The sequence below is a fragment of the Streptomyces sp. NPDC005017 genome, from assembly GCF_042873115.1.
Taxonomy (GTDB): Bacteria; Actinomycetota; Actinomycetes; order Streptomycetales; family Streptomycetaceae; genus Streptomyces.
On sequence record NZ_JBIALD010000039.1, the window covers coordinates 22,523 to 38,514 of the forward strand.

At 68.1% G+C, this 15,992-nt stretch carries 16 protein-coding genes and 3 pseudogenes; 9 read left to right on the forward strand and 10 right to left on the reverse strand.

Annotation, left to right across the window (positions count from 1 at the left end):
• Window positions 1-124: 124 nt before the first annotated feature.
• Window positions 125-544: pseudogene (locus ACFYR0_RS35575) on the forward strand (transposase family protein); the annotation flags it as partial.
• A 665-nt stretch (window positions 545-1,209) separates the two neighbouring features.
• On the opposite strand, the gene ACFYR0_RS35580 reads toward ACFYR0_RS35575, so the two are convergent.
• Entirely contained in the window at window positions 1,210-1,431 is a 222-nt protein-coding gene (locus ACFYR0_RS35580; protein ID WP_389337772.1) for a hypothetical protein, read from the reverse strand.
• 73 nt (window positions 1,432-1,504) lie between these two features.
• On the opposite strand from ACFYR0_RS35580, the gene ACFYR0_RS35585 reads away from it, so the two are divergent.
• Window positions 1,505-2,026 (forward strand): hypothetical protein, encoded by a 522-nt coding sequence (locus tag ACFYR0_RS35585; RefSeq protein ID WP_389337775.1) that lies wholly within the window; start codon window positions 1,505-1,507, stop codon window positions 2,024-2,026.
• A gap of 187 nt (window positions 2,027-2,213) precedes the next feature.
• On the opposite strand, the gene ACFYR0_RS35590 is transcribed toward ACFYR0_RS35585, so the two are convergent.
• Window positions 2,214-2,555, reverse strand: a complete 342-nt coding sequence (locus ACFYR0_RS35590; protein ID WP_389337778.1) for a hypothetical protein — start codon at window positions 2,553-2,555, stop codon at window positions 2,214-2,216.
• Window positions 2,556-3,281: 726 nt separating this feature from the next.
• Between ACFYR0_RS35590 and ACFYR0_RS35595 the strand changes: the two are divergent.
• Window positions 3,282-3,617, forward strand: a pseudogene (locus ACFYR0_RS35595) (transposase); the annotation flags it as partial.
• Between the two features lie 14 nt (window positions 3,618-3,631).
• Here the strand turns inward: ACFYR0_RS35595 and ACFYR0_RS35600 are convergent.
• Entirely contained in the window at window positions 3,632-5,311 is a 1,680-nt protein-coding gene (locus ACFYR0_RS35600) for an IS4 family transposase (RefSeq protein ID WP_389337781.1), read from the reverse strand.
• 142 nt (window positions 5,312-5,453) lie between these two features.
• Here ACFYR0_RS35600 and ACFYR0_RS35605 point away from each other — a divergent pair.
• A pseudogene (locus ACFYR0_RS35605) lies at window positions 5,454-5,912 on the forward strand (IS5 family transposase); the annotation flags it as partial.
• 252 nt (window positions 5,913-6,164) lie between these two features.
• Here the strand turns inward: ACFYR0_RS35605 and ACFYR0_RS35610 are convergent.
• The 3 genes from ACFYR0_RS35610 to ACFYR0_RS35620 all read right to left on the reverse strand — a co-directional run bounded on the left by ACFYR0_RS35610 (window position 6,165) and on the right by ACFYR0_RS35620 (window position 7,806).
• On the reverse strand, window positions 6,165-6,623 hold the full coding sequence (locus ACFYR0_RS35610) for an ATP-binding protein (protein WP_389337784.1): 459 nt from the start codon (window positions 6,621-6,623) through the stop codon (window positions 6,165-6,167).
• Between the two features lie 158 nt (window positions 6,624-6,781).
• Window positions 6,782-7,375: a hypothetical protein gene (locus ACFYR0_RS35615; RefSeq protein ID WP_389337787.1), complete on the reverse strand. Its 594-nt coding sequence runs from the start codon at window positions 7,373-7,375 to the stop codon at window positions 6,782-6,784.
• Window positions 7,372-7,806: an ATP-binding protein gene (locus ACFYR0_RS35620; RefSeq protein WP_389337790.1), complete on the reverse strand. Its 435-nt coding sequence runs from the start codon at window positions 7,804-7,806 to the stop codon at window positions 7,372-7,374. Before ACFYR0_RS35620 ends, ACFYR0_RS35615 begins: the two co-directional genes overlap by 4 nt.
• A gap of 368 nt (window positions 7,807-8,174) precedes the next feature.
• Here ACFYR0_RS35620 and ACFYR0_RS35625 point away from each other — a divergent pair, with 368 nt between their 5' ends.
• Both ACFYR0_RS35625 and ACFYR0_RS35630 read left to right on the forward strand, forming a co-directional pair.
• Window positions 8,175-8,951 carry an aminotransferase class IV family protein gene (locus ACFYR0_RS35625; RefSeq protein WP_389337793.1) on the forward strand — a complete coding sequence of 259 codons (777 nt, stop codon included), beginning with the start codon at window positions 8,175-8,177 and terminating at the stop codon, window positions 8,949-8,951.
• 9 nt (window positions 8,952-8,960) lie between these two features.
• Complete coding sequence (locus ACFYR0_RS35630; RefSeq protein WP_389337796.1) at window positions 8,961-9,899, forward strand: SUMF1/EgtB/PvdO family nonheme iron enzyme; 939 nt, start codon at window positions 8,961-8,963, stop codon at window positions 9,897-9,899.
• A 436-nt stretch (window positions 9,900-10,335) separates the two neighbouring features.
• On the opposite strand, the gene ACFYR0_RS35635 is transcribed toward ACFYR0_RS35630, so the two are convergent.
• The 3 genes from ACFYR0_RS35635 to ACFYR0_RS35645 all read right to left on the reverse strand — a co-directional run bounded on the left by ACFYR0_RS35635 (window position 10,336) and on the right by ACFYR0_RS35645 (window position 12,359).
• Complete coding sequence (locus tag ACFYR0_RS35635) at window positions 10,336-10,692, reverse strand: hypothetical protein (protein ID WP_389337799.1); 357 nt, start codon at window positions 10,690-10,692, stop codon at window positions 10,336-10,338.
• A gap of 193 nt (window positions 10,693-10,885) precedes the next feature.
• A complete protein-coding gene (locus tag ACFYR0_RS35640; protein ID WP_389337802.1) occupies window positions 10,886-11,353 on the reverse strand; it encodes an SMI1/KNR4 family protein in 468 nt (155 codons plus the stop codon).
• A gap of 295 nt (window positions 11,354-11,648) precedes the next feature.
• Window positions 11,649-12,359 carry a hypothetical protein gene (locus ACFYR0_RS35645; protein ID WP_389337805.1) on the reverse strand — a complete coding sequence of 237 codons (711 nt, stop codon included), beginning with the start codon at window positions 12,357-12,359 and terminating at the stop codon, window positions 11,649-11,651.
• Between the two features lie 573 nt (window positions 12,360-12,932).
• Between ACFYR0_RS35645 and ACFYR0_RS35650 the strand changes: the two genes are divergently transcribed.
• The 3 genes from ACFYR0_RS35650 (at window position 12,933) to ACFYR0_RS35660 (ending at window position 15,090) form a co-directional block, all read left to right on the forward strand.
• A complete protein-coding gene (locus ACFYR0_RS35650) occupies window positions 12,933-13,550 on the forward strand; it encodes a hypothetical protein (protein WP_389337808.1) in 618 nt (205 codons plus the stop codon).
• 350 nt (window positions 13,551-13,900) lie between these two features.
• Window positions 13,901-14,731: a barstar family protein gene (locus tag ACFYR0_RS35655; protein WP_389337811.1), complete on the forward strand. Its 831-nt coding sequence runs from the start codon at window positions 13,901-13,903 to the stop codon at window positions 14,729-14,731.
• 56 nt (window positions 14,732-14,787) lie between these two features.
• On the forward strand, window positions 14,788-15,090 hold the full coding sequence (locus ACFYR0_RS35660) for a hypothetical protein (protein ID WP_389337814.1): 303 nt from the start codon (window positions 14,788-14,790) through the stop codon (window positions 15,088-15,090).
• 16 nt (window positions 15,091-15,106) lie between these two features.
• Here ACFYR0_RS35660 and ACFYR0_RS35665 read toward each other — a convergent pair whose 3' ends face one another.
• Entirely contained in the window at window positions 15,107-15,862 is a 756-nt protein-coding gene (locus tag ACFYR0_RS35665; RefSeq protein WP_389337817.1) for a calcium-binding protein, read from the reverse strand.
• Window positions 15,863-15,992 lie beyond the last annotated feature (130 nt).

The window sequence follows — 15,992 nt, forward strand, 5'->3', positions numbered from 1 at the left end:
TGGGACTTGAGGAACTGAGTCGACTCCAACCCGGCAACTGAATAGACCAGTTGGGCTGACAGGCAGGTGAAGCCCCTGCCAGACGGGTCCTGAACAAGAAATCCGTCTCTTCCAGAGGCTTCGTGTGTTTGTGTACCCGTCGGGCGTCGACGTGTCCGGCTCTGCCCTGCGCTTCCTGTCCGCCGAGCTCCGCCAACACCGCCGGGGGCTCGGTAGTCGGTGGAGGCGCCTGACTCCGGGCCGGCAGGCTCTGCTCGCACTCGCCCACCTCCGCAACGGCCACCCCTACGCCCGGCTCGCGGCCGGGTTCGGTGTCGGCACTACCACCGCCTGCCGAGACGTCGCCGAGGCTGTCGACCTCTTGGCCGCACTCGCCCCGACCCTCGAGGAGGCTGCCCGTACGGCATCGGCCAAGGCGCTTGTACTGCTGGACGGCACCCTGCTGCCCATCGACCGGGTCGCCGCGGACCGCCCTTTCTACTCCGGGAAGCGCAAAAAGCACGGGATGAATGTGCAGGTTCTGGCCGATCCGTCCGGTCGGCTGCAGGGACGGGAAGGCAGATTCCTGCGCCATGACCCCATCGTCGCGCCCTCTTGCTGCTCACGAACCCGGATTCCGCGACGCTCAGCCATGGACGGCCCGCGCGGCAGTCCTCCTCAGCCGATCTCGGCATGCCGCCCTTCGTCGGCATCGCCCACCGCACCACTACATCGACGGAGCAGCATCATCCCGGAAACCCATGGGCGCCACGAAGCTGAACTGCCTACGCTCCTACCCATGCGAACCGTCTTCGTGTTCCCCACAGGTGAGCGAGCTGAGACCGTGGCCTCGCTCGATCGGCATCTGCCCGAGCAGCGCGATCCGTGGACCCTGGACGGCAACCTCTACATCGACATCGACGATGAGCAGACCGGCTACCTCTTCTCCGACTGGGATCCCGAAGATGTGGCGATCCTCGAAGCGGCCATCGGACATCACCCCACGTGGGCGGTGCAGATCGACATCTCCGGGCGGATCGACGGCACCGCAGAGGTTCACCATCTGGTCGCGCTGCTGCTTGAGCACGGAGGCGTGGCGATCGACGACTACTCCGCCCACCCCTGGACTTTGCAGGAAATCGAGGCTGGAGCAGTGAACGACGGTCTGCGCTTCTTCGACTTTCGGGGCTTCCACGCACGCAACCGCGAACACGGGCGCTCCTGACTCGATCACCTCACCAGCGCAAGTTCACAAAAGCCTGCATCCGTTGCCCCGTACTGCGGCCCGACCCCGAGCAACTGCCCCGGCTGGAGGAGATCCACGCGAACCTGCTCGACCGGCTTCAGGAAGCCGAGGAACAAGGCTGGCTTGGCGAGGTCGCCGCGATCGAGGCCGGCCTGGCCGCCGCCGAGCAGAAGATCGCCGCCATGCGCGACCTGGCGACGCGGCACCCAACCGTCCACCTCGGCATGCCCGATTTCCGTGGCGTCGTCGTGCGCACCGGCTCCGAGCAGCGAAACGAGGATGCGCAGCAGCAGCCCTGAGCACTACAACGAGGGGATGACCGTCTTCCTCTGTTCCAAGTGCGGCACCGCGATCACGCCGGAGCTGGCCGCGCTTGCCGCCGTCCCTGACGTCTCCGACGACGAGCGCGACCGGGACAGGGAGACACGCCGGGCACCTTCCACCGTTCCGCGGGGCCGCTACGCGATCGATCCCGAGCCCTGGGGACCTCCCTACGTCGTGCAGGACGATCAGGAGGACCCGAAACCGGCTCAACCGCGCGGACCTGTGGTCTGCCGGGAAGAAGGCTTCGTCATCTCGGCGGGCAGCCGACACACAGTGCTGGTGCATCCCGACGACGCCGCCGGCCTTCAGCCACTGCCCAACTGGGAGAACAGCACGGGGTGCTGCGGCCCGGCAGGCGACGAGGGGCTCAACCGGGCCTGCCCTTGCGGTGCTCCGGTCGCGACCCTCGCGGCCGACTGCTTCGGCCCCTACGAACTGCACCTCGACCCCGTCCGGACCTACGCGTTCTCCCCATAGGACCGCGAAGCCTACAGCTATCCGCAACTGCCCGCACCGCGACAAACCCGTCACCATCGTGGCGCTTCTCGCTACCCCCGAGGACGCGCGGCCCACCATCCCCGCAGCGAGTCCCGACGTCATCCCCATGCGTCGCAGCTGAGCGACCGCACGTCACTGACCTTGTCGGCCTCAGGCGGCGGCAGGGTCAGTCGGCGTTCTCGAACCAGGCGCCGATGTTGTTCCACATGAAAGCGTCCTTCCAATCCGGGCGCCCCTTGGCCCAGCCGTTCAGGGCGGCGATCACCTTTTCCTGGGAGATCGTCCGGGTCTGGTAGTGCTCTGCCGCCGTCCCGTCACGGAACTCCAGCTGATAGGTGTTGTCATCCCTGAGCCACACCTGCACATACCAATCGCCGACCGCATCATCCTCGACTCGCTCGACGATCACGAAGGCGTTCCCCCGCCCGAGGTTCGCCACCATCCGGCTCAAGGCCGTGGGCCCCGGATTCCTCACCTGACGACCGTGCTCGTCTCTCGCTTGCAGCATGTCCAGATCATCCCCCACAGCTCTGACACCCGAAGAGCAACCACGTCACGCCCGCGCGCGCTCCCCACGTGCCCCAGTTGGTTCACTCCGTGAACCAACTGGGGCGAAAAGTACCTCTGAGGAAAATTCGGGATCGGCAGCAGGGAGTCATCGTCGCCGCCAAAGTCTCTGGCGCGGTTCTTGGATAGGGGCAATTCCTGCGGTCCGGGGGCGAGATGCTCTCTTCCAACTGCCCCAGGCCCCCCACGAGAACAAGGCACTGACGACCAGGCCACGGATGACGCTTGGGGCGTCGTGCCCATTTGCGGCGCTGAGCAAGCCGCCGATGGCGCCGACGATGAGGAACAGGGCGAGGAAGGACCAGATCACGATCTTCATGTCGGGGAACGGTATCCGGCCCACGCCGGCCCTTGGGGCGCAGGGGATCAACACCCCGCCCTGGGGCTAGCCCGCCGCACGGTGCATCTGGTCGTATCTCGCCATCCGACGTGCTGTTGGCGACGTGCTGGCCCACCGTTCAGGGCAGCACCTCGGACGGCCCAGGGATGGCCCAGGGTTCGGCCCCTCTCGGCGACGACCTTCTGATCCGTGGCTCGCGGGTTAGCAGGTAGACCCGCTTCAGAGATTGGCGTTGAAGGCCAGCGGCACTTGCGAGGCCCGCCGGTCCTGTCGTCGCCCTAAGACGTCGTCTCATTTGGGGTACTGGGTAGTCTGCATCGTGTGGTGATGGTTGAGCGCTTGGTGCCGGACGAGTTGTGGGAGCTGTTCGAGCGGGTGGTTCCACCCGCTCCATCGCGGCCGCAGGGTGGCGGTCGCCGCCGGTACGGGGATCGCGAGGTGCTGGCCGCGATCATCTTCGTGGCCACGACGGGCTGCACCTGGCGGCAGCTGCCGCCGGTCTTCGGCCCGTCGGGGCCGACCGCGCACCGGCGCTTCACCGAGTGGACTGCCGCCCGGGTCTGGGCGAAGCTGCACCGCCTCATCCTCGACGAACTCGGCTCGCGCGGAGAGCTGGACTGGTCTCGGTGCGCGATCGACTCGGTGAACATGCGGGCCTTGAAAGCAATGCCGCGTAGTTAAGCCGCAGGCGGGCTGGTCAAGGGCTTGCTCTGATCGCTGTAGACCCACGCCGAGGTGAGTGTGTAGGTGCCGCGGCCCACTTTGTGCAGGAGCCCGTCCTTGGCCCAGCGACTCAGTTGCGCGCACAGACTGCGGAAGTGGGTGTACTCGAGCGCTTGGGCGATTTCCCGGGCCCGCCAGGGCCGGTGGGGGTCGGTGCGTAGGAGCTGGAGGGTGCGGTTTTTGCAGTCGCTCCTGGTGGGAATTCCTGTCTGCTCCCGTGGAGCCCTCTGCTCAGCTGGTAGGGGTGCACCCGTGGCAGGGCGGGGGTGGACATCGATGGTCAGATGGGTGATGTTCTGGCTGGTCAGCGGCCATGTCTCGGTTGGCTTGGCGGGATAGCGCGACATGGGGCACTTCACTGTGCGGGCGCTGATGCGCAGGCGGCGTGCGGGAAGCGGAGCGGCCAGGACGGCGTCGGTGATGGCGCTGTGCTTGTCGGTGGGCTCAGCCGGGGGCAGGACACCGGCGGCTGTGATGACCTGGTCGCGGGCGGCCTGGAGGGCAGCGGTGAAGCTCGCCCGGTCGGGATCGGCGCCTGTAACGGATTCGACGGCGTCCACCATGGCGCTGCGCAATGCCTGGTAGAGCGTGAGGAGCGCCCAGATTTCCTGTTCGAGACCGGATGGGTCGCAGGAGCGCAGCACTCGGCCGGTAAGCAGGGTATGGCGCAGGGAGTAGAAGGCTGATTCCACTTCCCAGCGTTCGTGGTAGAGGCGCACGAGGGTGTCGGCCGGATCGGCACGGTGGTCGAGCAGGGTGGTGGCCAGCCGGTAGTGGTCGCCGGCCTGTCGGCCGTCGCTGGTGGTCACGGTGATGCGGGCTTCGATGATGCGGAGTTTGAGGCCGCCGAGGCGGGTGAGGAAAGATCCGTCGGGCAGGGTGGCCAGCACTGCGGGGCGTCGCCTGGGGTTGAGTCGGACCAGCAGCTGAGCACCGGTGTCGGCTGCCGAGTTGAGGAAGCCGTCTGCGTCGAAGCCGCGGTCGGCCAGCAGCAGCATTTTCGCGGACAGCAGCGGCAGCAGTCGCGATGCGTACGCGGTCTCGCCGGTGCTGGTCGGTCCGAAGACCGCGCCGAGTAGTCCACGGGTTCCCGTCTCGCACAGGGCCATCAGCCGCAATGCGGGATAGCCGGCCAGGCCCCAGTGATGTCGGATCTTGCCCAGGAGAGCGCGGATGCGTGGCTGGTCAGGGGCCTTGAGTGAACCGCAGCCGTCGAAGGCCACGGTCCGCCAGCGCCGGTAGCACACACCGGGCGTCGACGGCTGGGCCAGCGGCCCGGCCAGCACTTCGAAAAGCGTCTTCAGCGGCGCGGGGCCCAGGCGTCGGCGCAGGTCCCGCAGTGCCTTCTCCGAGGGGCGGTGCAGCTGCAGCCCGTGCAATCCCGCGACCAGCTTGTCCCACACGCGTGCGTATCCAAGGGAAGGGAACAGGGCCAGTGCCAGGAGGAAGTACACCCCGACACGTGAGGGCAGGCACCGCAGCCGCTTGTGGACGGTACGGGTCTGGACCAGGACATCGTCAACGAGTTCGAAAGGAACGTACTGGGTGAGCTCACCCAGGTGTCCGGGAGCAAAGACACCTTCGGCAACCGTGATGGTGCGGGTGAGTGTGGAAGTGGCAGACTGGCCGGGCAACGGGACCTCTCGTGGCAGGAAGATCTTGGTCGGTTTCCCTGCTCTACCAGAGGTCCCGTCCTCGTACCGGCCAAGCCCCAAACCCCGCCCCAACTTGACCGACCCGCCTGCGGCTTAACTACGCGGCATTGGCCTTGAAAGGGGGGACCTGACAGGCCCGAATCCTGTCGACCGGGGCAAAAAAGGCTCGAAGATCCATCTGATCACCGAGCGGACCGGTTTGCCCCTCTCGATCGGGATCTCCGGCGCGAACCTGCATGACAGCCAGGCGCTCGAGCCGCTGGTGCGCGGCATCCCACCGATCCGCTCCCGCCGCGGCCCGCGCAGACGACGGCCCGCCAAGCTGCACGCGGACAAGGGCTACGACTACGACCACCTGCGCCGATGGCTGCGCAAGCGAGGCATCCGGCACCGCATCGCCCGCAAGGGCATCGAGTCCTCCACCCGGTTGGGCCGGCACCGCTGGACGATCGAGCGCACCATGTCCTGGCTGGCCGGCTGCCGCCGCCTGCACCGCCGCTACGAACGCAAGCCCGAACACTTCCTGGCCTTCACCGGCATCGCCTGCAGCCTCATCTGCTACCGCAGACTCACCAAATGAGACGACGTCTTAGCCCCCGGCCAGCCCCGTGGCCCGGACAGCCCCGCCGTCGCTCACGCTTCTGAACGAGGAACGGCCCGCTGCCTTCGGGGGTGAAGGAAGACCGCGCAGCCTGTGACGCGCCATGCTGCGGGGCCCTCCCACTCGCCGATGAACTGCACGATGCCGTGCCGTCCCTGGCCGTCCACAGCCCAGATGACCTTGACCCAGCCGGTGCTTCGGGCAGGTGCGGGAGCGCCGTGATCGAAGTGCTCACTCGTCAACTTTCGTGTGCAGCTCCGCCCAGACTTCCTTGGCAAAGGGACGTCGGCCGGGGCCGAGCAGGTCGTAGCCCCACCGGTCGGCGATGGCATCGACGAGGAGCAGTCCGCGGCCCGACTCGTCCTGTTCACCGGCCTGGCCGAGTGCCGGCAGGCGCGAGGGGTCTCGGTCCAGGATCCCGACCCTGACCTGGTTCGCGACCCGCCTCACCACGACCAGGCGGACTGCGGGGCAGCAGGTGTGCCGGGACGCGTTCGCGATCAGCTCCGTGACGATCAGCGTGGCGGGCTCTGCGATGCTGTCGAGACGCCACATGGCAAGAACGTCACGGACGCGCTCACGGCCGATCCTGGCCGCGGACGGCACGTACGGGAAAACCTGGCTGTAGGCGGAGTATCCGAGGCTTGCCGCTGTACGGACTTCCGACGGGCTGCCGGTCGGACGGTGCACGTCGTTGTCCCTTCTCTTGGGACCCGGTGTCGGGCCGCGCGGGGGCAGGCGGCCCGACACCGGGCGTAGGAGCCCGCTCCTCACCGGGCGAGCGGTCCACTCGCGCTCGGTGGGGAGCAGGGGTTACAGGGGGGTGAGCAGTACGTCGCGCGCGGAGTTCAGGCGATGGTGCTGAGCATGGAGCCGAGGAGGGTTTCGTGGGGTGGGGGGCCGGGCTGGAACTGGTCGAGGAGCTGGCGCAGGGATGTGGGCGGGACGAGGCGGTCGCCGCGGCAGGGGCGCAGCCAGTACGGGCCGGGCGGCTCCGTCGCCGTCATCGCCGGCAGGGCGACACGATGGGGGAGGCCGAGGCACAGGGCGTGGCGGTGCGGCGCCCACTGCTCGCTGGTGCCCGGCGGGACGAGCCAGATGAGCCAGGAGCGATGCGGGTCCTCGATGACGGGCCCACACGCGTCGGGCCGGTCGTCCCCCGCGTGCTGGATACCGTCCATGACCGCCATGGCGGCGTATGCCTGCGGGCCGGCGGCCGTGACGACGATGTCGAAGAATCCCCCGCCGAGCGGAAGTTGCAGTACGTGCTGTTGCTGGAGGGCCATCAGGCTGCACACGCGGGCGGCGAGGTCGCTCATGTCGGGGGCGACGTGCTGCGGGTCGACGGTGCCGGTGCTGGTGGTGAAGCCGGCCGGGGCCGCATCCGGCAGTTGCCGGTCGGGGGCGGTGTCGCGGCGGGGCAGCTGCCCAGTGAGGATCACACCGACTCCGTTTCGCCGGCCGGGTGTAAGACCGCGGTGACGGTCTTGCCCGCCACTCGTCCGTCGTCGTCGACCTTGACGTCCCAGGTCAGGCGGCCGCCGTATTGCTGCACCCACCACAGGCCTCGGCCCTGGGGGCGGGGTGCGGAAGCGGCTGTGCCGAAGCCGGGGAAGGCGGGATCGGCGTCGTCGACCTCGATGCGGAGTTCTTCCGTCGCCTGGAGGACGGTCAGCCGCAGACCGATGAAGCCGTCGCCGAACGGCTTGCCGTGGCGGGCCGCGTTGTCCACAAGCTTGTCGCTGATCTGGCCGGCGGCGTCGATGTCCCCGGGCCAGCGGGCGACCGTGAGGCGGGGGCGAACGCGGAGCCGGGCGTTGGGCCCGGATGCCTCGTTCGCCAGCAGCCTGGTGTCCCAGCGGAAGCGGGGCATCTCCGGTTCCATCGTCGGCGATACCAGAGTGGACGTGGAGCTGACCGGCCGCGGCTGAGTGACGTGCATGGGTTCAGCGGCGGACGCCTCGGATAAGGACGCGGCGGCCGTTTGGGATGGGGCGGTGCCCTGCTGGGGTGGGGGCGCGTTCACGGGGACTCCCTGGATCTTTCTGTACTCAGTCGTGAGGGCCGGTGCGCGTTGCTGCGGCCGATGGACGACTCCCGGATGGTCACAGTGAGTGTCCGGGAGGTAACCAGAGAACACCCTCAGACTGTTGTCACGGAAGGAACTTTTGGGGAACTTAGGGTCCGTCAAGAAGTCAATCACTAGCGGCAACTGCACCCTCTGCTGTCATCCTGTAGTGCATGGCAACCCTCAACGGACGACCTGTTACCCCCGACGCTCTGCAGGCCCTCGCGCTCACCGATTACGGCCACTTCACCTCGATGCGAGTGGACGATGGGTTCGTGCGCGGCCTGAGTCTGCACATGGAGCGACTGGTGCGGGACTGCCGGACGGTGTTCGGCGCGGACCTGGACCCGGAGATGGTGCTGAGCTATGCCCGGGAGGCTACGGAGGAGATGACGGGTTCCTTCGTCGTTCGCATCACGATCTTCGACCCGGCCGTTGAGCTCGGCCGTCCCGACAGGGCGCAGAATCCGAGCGTCCTTGTGACCGCGCGGCCGGCCGCTCATCTGCCGATGCCCCCGCTGCGTGTGAAGTCGGTCCGCTACGAACGCGACGTTCCGGGCGTGAAGCACCTCGGACTCTTCGGTGCCCTGTATGCCCGGCGTGCGGCCCTGCTGGACGGCTACGACGATGCCCTGTTCACCGGACCCGACGACCGGGTGAGCGAGGGCGGCACCTGGAACGTGGGCTTCATCGGTGAGGACGGCATCGTGTGGCCGAAGGGGGATGTGCTGCCGGGGGTGACGATGACGCTTCTGCAGCAGATCAGACAGCACCACACCGCGCCGGTCACCCTTGCCGAGGCGCAGGGCATGCAGGCCGCGTTCGCCACCAACACGACCATCGGCGTCCGGGCCCTGTCCGGCATCGACGACGTCGAGATGGCCACCGGACACCCGCTGCTCACGGAGCTGCGGGACGCCTACCTCGCCATTTCGGGCGAGCGTCTGTAGGGCGGCGCGGTGACCGTCGTCGTCAGGTGGACAGGGCGGGAGGTCGCAGACTTCCGCAAGGCTCTGCGGATGAACGGCCGGGACTTCGCCGCCGAAGTCGGTGTCAGTCACCGCATGCTGGTCAAGTGGGAGACCGGCGGGGAGAACATCACACCCCGGGCCGGAAACCAGGCAGCCCTGGACACGATGCTCGCCACCGCCGGCCCCGCGGCACAAGAGCGGTTCGCGGCAGCCGTCACCGAGCGTGCAGCGGCTGACGCCGACGCCAGAGCGGAGCAGCTGCTACTGCGTGAAACCCGGTACACCAGACATCCCGTGGACGGAAAGATCATGGTCTCCGTCGAGGAGGGCATCTACCTCTCCGGGCCGCGCAGCACCCCGATATGGACTGAGGCGTACTTGATCGACGTTTACCCGACTACGAACGCGGACTACGCCCGGTTCGTACAGGCGACCGGACACCGGCCCCCGCAGCACTGGCCAGAAGAAGAATGCCCGGACAGCGTCATCGACCACCCCGTCGTCTGGGTGACCTGGCACGACGCGGCCGCCTACGCACAATGGGCCGGGAAGTCGCTGCCCACGAGCCAGCAGTGGGAGAAAGCGGCCCGCGGCTCCAAAGGCCGCACCTACCCCTGGGGAGACGCACCAACCGCCGCGAAATGCAACGTCCTCGACGCTGGCATAGAGCGCACCACACCGGTCTCCCGCTACCAATCGGGGGTGAGCCCCTACGGCGTCTTCGACATGTGCGGGAACACCTGGGAATGGTGCAGCAACGAAACAGACTTCGGCCGCCGCGAGCTCAAGGGCAGCGCGTTCACCTCACCCTTCACCCGGGCTGCGCCGTCCCTGATGAACGACGCCAACGCCACCATGTCCGACAACGACACCGGCTTTCGTTGCGTCAGCACGAAGCGCGATCCCTTGACAGGGCACGCAACGTGATAGGGGCCCGTTCTCATCGCCGCCAGGCGTCCCACCGGCAGCTACGGAACCAGGCATTCCACGCCTGCCCTCCGGCCGGAGGCCAGAATAGAATTGTCCGGGATGTGCCGCCTCGTCGCAGTGGACCACAGTTCTTCCCGGCTTCCGGCCGCAGTCGGACTGCCGACGGTGGCGCCTCGGCCGTGTCCACGACGTCGTCGTCCGCATGCAGAGCGGCCTCTCGCCCGTCCGTCAGCGCGGTGGCGCCGATCGTGCCGACCGGGTCCGGTACGCCTTCCCTGGTGTGGGACGAGCGCTACGGGCGGCGCACAGCCGTGAGCCGCTGCCACCCGCTCAGCCACGAGCCCGGCAACTCGCCGGGGTGAAGGCATCCGCCATCTCAGCGCGGATCAGCAGCCCGAGGGCGTGGTCCCGCTTGTGCCGCCCCGGCCGCTGCTCAGCGGGCGGGCGTCGGCTCCCGGCGGTTGAGGCGGTATACGCCCGCGAATCCTGCGAGGCTGGCCCACAGAACCCGCTCGTCCTCGACGACGGCGAAGGGCAGGGCCCAGAGCAGATAGAACGCGAAGAAGATCTTCAGGAGGAAGCGTTCACCGGCCAGCATGGCCCAGTCAGCGGGGTATCGCGCGGCCCAGATGAGGGCGAGCGGGCTGAGGGAGCACACGGACCATTCCCAGGTGGGCGTCGGGAGCAGTTCCTCGCCGAAGAAGTCCTTGGTGAACGGCCCGGCCAGTACCCGGAACACCGCCAGGATGAAGAGTACTTTGACTACGGCGAGTTCGTAGGCCAGCCGCATCGCGTGCCGTGCTCCCTGTGCCTGCCGCGGAGGGCACGTGCCTGCGCCCCGCGTGCGTCTCACGGATCCGTCGACGGACGGGTGTTGCCGTCGGCCATCTGTGCCCGCACCGCGTGGCCTGGTCCGTGGTGTTGGAGGTCTTCGAGAACGGCGGCGCCGGGGCGGGCTTCGCTGTTGGTGCCCTTTCGGTGCCCTAACCTGTCGTTGGCTGGGTGCTCAGGATCGATTCGACGGTCAGAGTGCCCTCCATGGCCTCGGCCAGCCACTGGGCCAGGTTGATTCCCTGTGGCCAGCAGTCGCCGTCGTGGGTGCACCACATCGGCCCGGCTGGATCGCGGAAGTCCACCATCGACCAGACGGTGTCTCCCCAGTCGTACAGCGGTACCACTCCGGCAGGGACACGGCCGGACGGGTCCGGGCCGTCCCGGTAGATCTCAGCCAGGTCGTTCCAGTCCCCCTGGGCGGCTCCGCCGGTGACTCCCAGGACGCCATCGTCCGGGCCGAAGCCGCCGTTGGCGACCTCCAGGTACAGGCGACGCAGGAGGGGCGGGAGTGAGAAGCCGATGGCTTCCTCCGCGTCCGTGACGGCTGCCAGTGTCGCCGGCGCGGGCATGCTGCCCGCTGCCGCATGCAGTCGTACCCCCTCGAACACCTCATTCATACCAGGACCCACTTCTCACCATTTCGCATCGCTCGGCAGGCTCCGTCTCAACGGTGCCATCCCTGTGCTGTCGGCTATACAGGCGCCGACCTGCCACCCGACACGGACCATCGAGGCGGCGCTGCCTCTGGCGAAGGCGGCACGCCTGTCTCGGGGAGCGGCGCAGAAGTCCGGCGGGTCGTCGTGGGTACCGTCGGGGTACGCGACGTCGGCCCGCCTGGCGCGTCGACTCGGACCGTATCCGGCGACTGGCCTCGTACGTGGTGTGCTCCGTGGCCGGGGGCTGGGTCAACTCCTAGCGTCCCGTGCTGCGCTGGGCGGCCTGTTCGAGGATGCGGCGTCGGGTCCAGCGCCTGCGTGCGCCCTTCTCGGTGAGCGCGTCGGGTGTTGTGAGCAGGGGGAGGTTGCCCTGGGCGAGGCTGGAGGAGAAGGAGTTGACGCTCTTGAACCCCAGCAGCGCCGCCGCCTGCGTCGCGCCCAGCAGCTCGTCCGGGTCGCCGTCGGCGGGCACGTCGGGCAGGGCGGGGGCGCCGCGGTGGGTGCCGGTGCGTTTGCCGCGGCCGGGGCGGGTGGCCATCCAGTCGGTGAGGGTCTGTACCCGCCACTGCAGCCGCCGGTAGGGCTTGTCGGGGGTTCCCATCTCCTGGACGTGGTCGGGTTCGGGGAAGTAGCCGGGGTGGTCGCGGACGTAGGTGGTGACCTGGTTGGGGTTCTTGTAGCCCAGGAACCGGGAGGCTTCGGCGGCGTTGAGGAGTTCCTCGGGGTCGCGGGCGGGTGGGGTGTGGTCGCGCAGGCGGGCCTGGCGGCGGTCGGCGAACCAGGCGGTGATCTCGGCGTGGTTCCACAGGCGGGCGCGGGCGCGTTGTCCGGCGGTTTCGGGGAAGGGGGTGCCGGCGGCGTTGGGTGTGCGGGTGGTGTAGAGGCTGCTGATGCGGGCGGGGGTGAGGCCGTGTTCGGCTGCGATCTCGGCGGCGTCGGCCAGGCGGGGCTCATCGCGCGAGGTCATGGCGGGGGTGTCCCTCCGGGTCGGGGGCAGTCCGGTTCCCCCGGCCGCACTTCACATAATGACAGGAGTCAGGGTGGGGGTCTAGCACCCGGACCCCGTCTTCCAGAGGATGGCGGGAAGCGGTTCATTCCTCCGGGATCAAGCGGGGCGGATGCTGCCGGATATCAGGCCGCAGGCGGTGTTGTGCAGCCGTCGCACGGTGCCCGCCCGGCCCGCGCGGCCAGGTCGGGCTTCTTGCGGGGCGGGTTCTTGAGGGCTGCGCGGCTTGTTCTGCGAGGGCGGTGAACTCGGGTCCGTCAGCGGTACAGGCGATTCCCGGGTCGCCTGGGTCGCAGACGTCGGCGTGGTGGATGAGGTCGGTGATGCGGCAGCCGGGGCGGAAGCTGTCGCTGCCTACCTGTTCGACTTCGGCGTACAGGGTGGCCAGGCGGGGGCGGTGGGCGATGGTCGGCAGCAGGTCGCGGCGGGAGGCGAAGGCACTCAGTGGGCACGAGCGGCTTTTCCGGACTACTGGGTTGCCGCGAGATCGCAGCTGAGGAGACCGGGTGAGGGCAGTTCGTGTAGAACATCGACATGGACGAGGGGGTCGCGGCGATCGTCGCTGGTGGGGCCGGCATGGTGGGTGCGCTGGGTGGTGCAGTCGCTGGAGGGGTGGCTGCTATTCGCGGCGCGAGGATCGGTGCAGAGAAGACGGCAGAGGCGACACGCGCGCAGGTAAGAGATCAAGCAGCTCTCGAGCACCAACGCTGGCTACAGCAACAGAGGGTTGAGACGTATAGCGCCTTTCTCGAAGCCTGGGATGCCGTACTGATTTCGATAACCGAGGTCGGTGGATGGCGTGACGAGCCAACCCCGGCAGAGGACCTCGGTCCCGTGTCGGACGCTTTGCGCAATCTCCGATCGCAGCTCACGCGGGTGACGATCATGGGTCCGAAGCGGGCTCAGCGACTGGCAGACGACCTTGTCCGAGCAGCCTCCCAGATGCGTCGCATACTGGAGTTGCCGGAGAGCGAGCGCCGCATTCTGGCAGACCGGGACAACCTGACCGGCCCAGATCGCGAACAAATGAGAAACCTCAGCCTGTTCCCCGCTAAGAGGATCCAATTTGTTCGTCTGGCTGGAGAGATTCTGTCTGAAGCACCCGTGATGCTGGGCAGTGACCAAGACGATTCCGAAGGCGCCGGCAGCTGACTTCCTCAAGCTTGTCCGTGGATGATCGGCATGCCCAGGGCGATCGGGGCGCGGTTGCGGTTCCGGGTGAGTCGGTCGAGTGACGGGATGGCTGCGTCCGGTGGCGGAGGGCAGGAACAGCCGCCGTACCCGGCACGGCGCCCACGGCCTGCCGAAGGAACGCCTGACGGCACGCTGGGTCCTGTGCCTGGGCGGGGTCGAACATGTCCAGCGGGGCGCGGCGGCCGGAGAGGCGCGGGTCCAGGGGGATCCGTGACTCGTCAAGGGCCTTCGCGGTGCCAGGAGGTGGACCGGTCGGGTCGGCCACCGGCCTGCCAGGTCACCGGGGCGCCGGTAGGATCAGGGCTCTCATGGGGAGTGCGATACGAACATCAGAGCGGCGGGGTGAGGGGCAGAGGTACGCGCTGACCTCGGATGAGGACGACTCCGACTTCTGGGGCTTTGCTCGCGGGGCCGAGGGGTTGTTCACGCCGCTGCCGGACGAAGAGGGAGCACGCCGGGTGCACCTCGCGGGCTGTCTCCCGCAAGGTGGCCTGCTGAGGAGCGTCGGCCACGTCGGCAGTCGTCGCGCTCTGGCGGGGAATGCCTGGATCGATGTCCTCGACGGTGACGGTGCCACCATGGGGTCCTACTTTGTCAGCGAGGTCACCGTCGTCGATGTGAGGCCCTCCGCCTGCGGGGCCGGCCTCGTCGATCTCACGATGACGTTGTGGTGCGAGCATGCCGTGGCCGGAGCGGAACGGGTATGGGACCTGATCCGCACGGGTCATCTGAACCGAACTGGGGTGTGGCACGAGTTCGCCCCGGATGACAGGCGGGCATGGCTGTCGGTGACGCTGTGGTCCCGGGAGTACCGACGCCAGGGAAAGGTCGACGCTCCTGCGGGTCAGGTGTTCACCTTGGACGGCAGACACATCGTTGACCGGGACAGCTTCTACTGCGCGGTCGGTGAAGCCGTCAATGGCCCCGGCGGATACTTCGGCTGGAACCTGGACGCCCTGAACGACTGCCTGAGAGGCGGTTGGGGTGCCACCACGCCGTTCACCTTGCACTGGGATTTCTCGGCCCAGGCCAGGGCACGGCTGCGAGAGCGTGTGCCCTGCGCAGAGGGCGAGGTTGCACTGTTCGACCTGCTCCTGGAGATCTTCGAGGATCAGGGCGTGAGCGTCGTCCTTCGGTGACAGCCTGATCAGCCCTGCGGACGACGGACGTGGGGCCCGAGGTAGACAGTGGTTCGTTGTCTGATCCTTTGGGCCTCGACGCGCTTGACCTGGAGGAAGGTCAGAGTCGTGTCGATGCCGTCGTCATCAGGATGCCGTTCCTGGTGAGGCGGATGCTGCTGACGTCAGGCCAGGTGCAGGGCGGCGCAGTCCTCGCACGGCGTCCGCACTGCCCGGCGCGCCAGGGCGACGTGTCTGTGCGGCGGTTTCTCGAGGGCTGCGCGGACCTGTTCCGTGAGAGCGGTGAACTCGGGTCCGTGGTCGGCGCAGACGCCGGGATTGCCGCTGACCCGCGCAGCCTTGCAGGCGTTCTCCGGTAGTCGGTCCGTTCCGGCGCTACCTTACGTCGACGTAGTCGCCGGGGGCGTTGGCGGGGCCGGTGGTGGTGTTGCCGGGGTAGCTGTAGCGCCAGTAGCCGTCGCGGGTGGCGGTGACGGTGGTTTTCAGGTAGCCGGTGGGACTGGCGGTGATGGTTCTGACGGTGGCGTACGTGCCGGTGGGGGTGCGGAACTGCAGACGCACGGGCTGATTGGCGTAGCGGTCGTAGCGGGCGTCGTTCCAGTTGACGCGGCTGAGGGCGCCGGTGACGGTGATCGGCTTGCCCTTGGTGACGGGTTCGGGGGCGGCGTTGGCCGTCACCTTCGAGGTGCGCAGCACGCTGACGGACGCTGCGGCTTTTCGGTGGTAGTCGCCGTCGAGTGCGGCGGTGTCGACGAAGAGGCGCCAGGTTCCGGCGTCGCCGTTGTGGAGCCAGTTCTCACCCATGACGAACTCGAAGGAGCACCGTGTCGTTGTTGCGTTGACCGTGGTGCACGGGTGCTTGACTGCGGCCGCCAGGGCGCCGGTGGGGGCGGTGAAGGGGCCCCGGTACAGCAGCGCGTCGATGTAGTCGATCCCTGAGGGATCGCTGGCGGTGACAGTCGCGGTGAAGGATGCTTCCGCGGGGGTTCCGATCACGAGAGGGCGGCCGCCGTTGACGGAGGCTGCCAGGATCTGCGTGTCGCCCTCGCGGGTTTCCGCTGTGGCTGTGGACGCGCTCAGGTTCAGGACCGTGAGTGAGGCGACGACAGTCGTGGCGGCACGCTTGCCCATGTGTGAGACCCCCAGGTGGAATGCCGGTCCCTGAGTTGTGTGATCAGGGAGGACCGAAGCAGCGGGGCGATGCTAGCCGCCTGGCGCTCGTACTTCCGAGGGGGAGGACACCGGACGAGGCGTTCCGCGG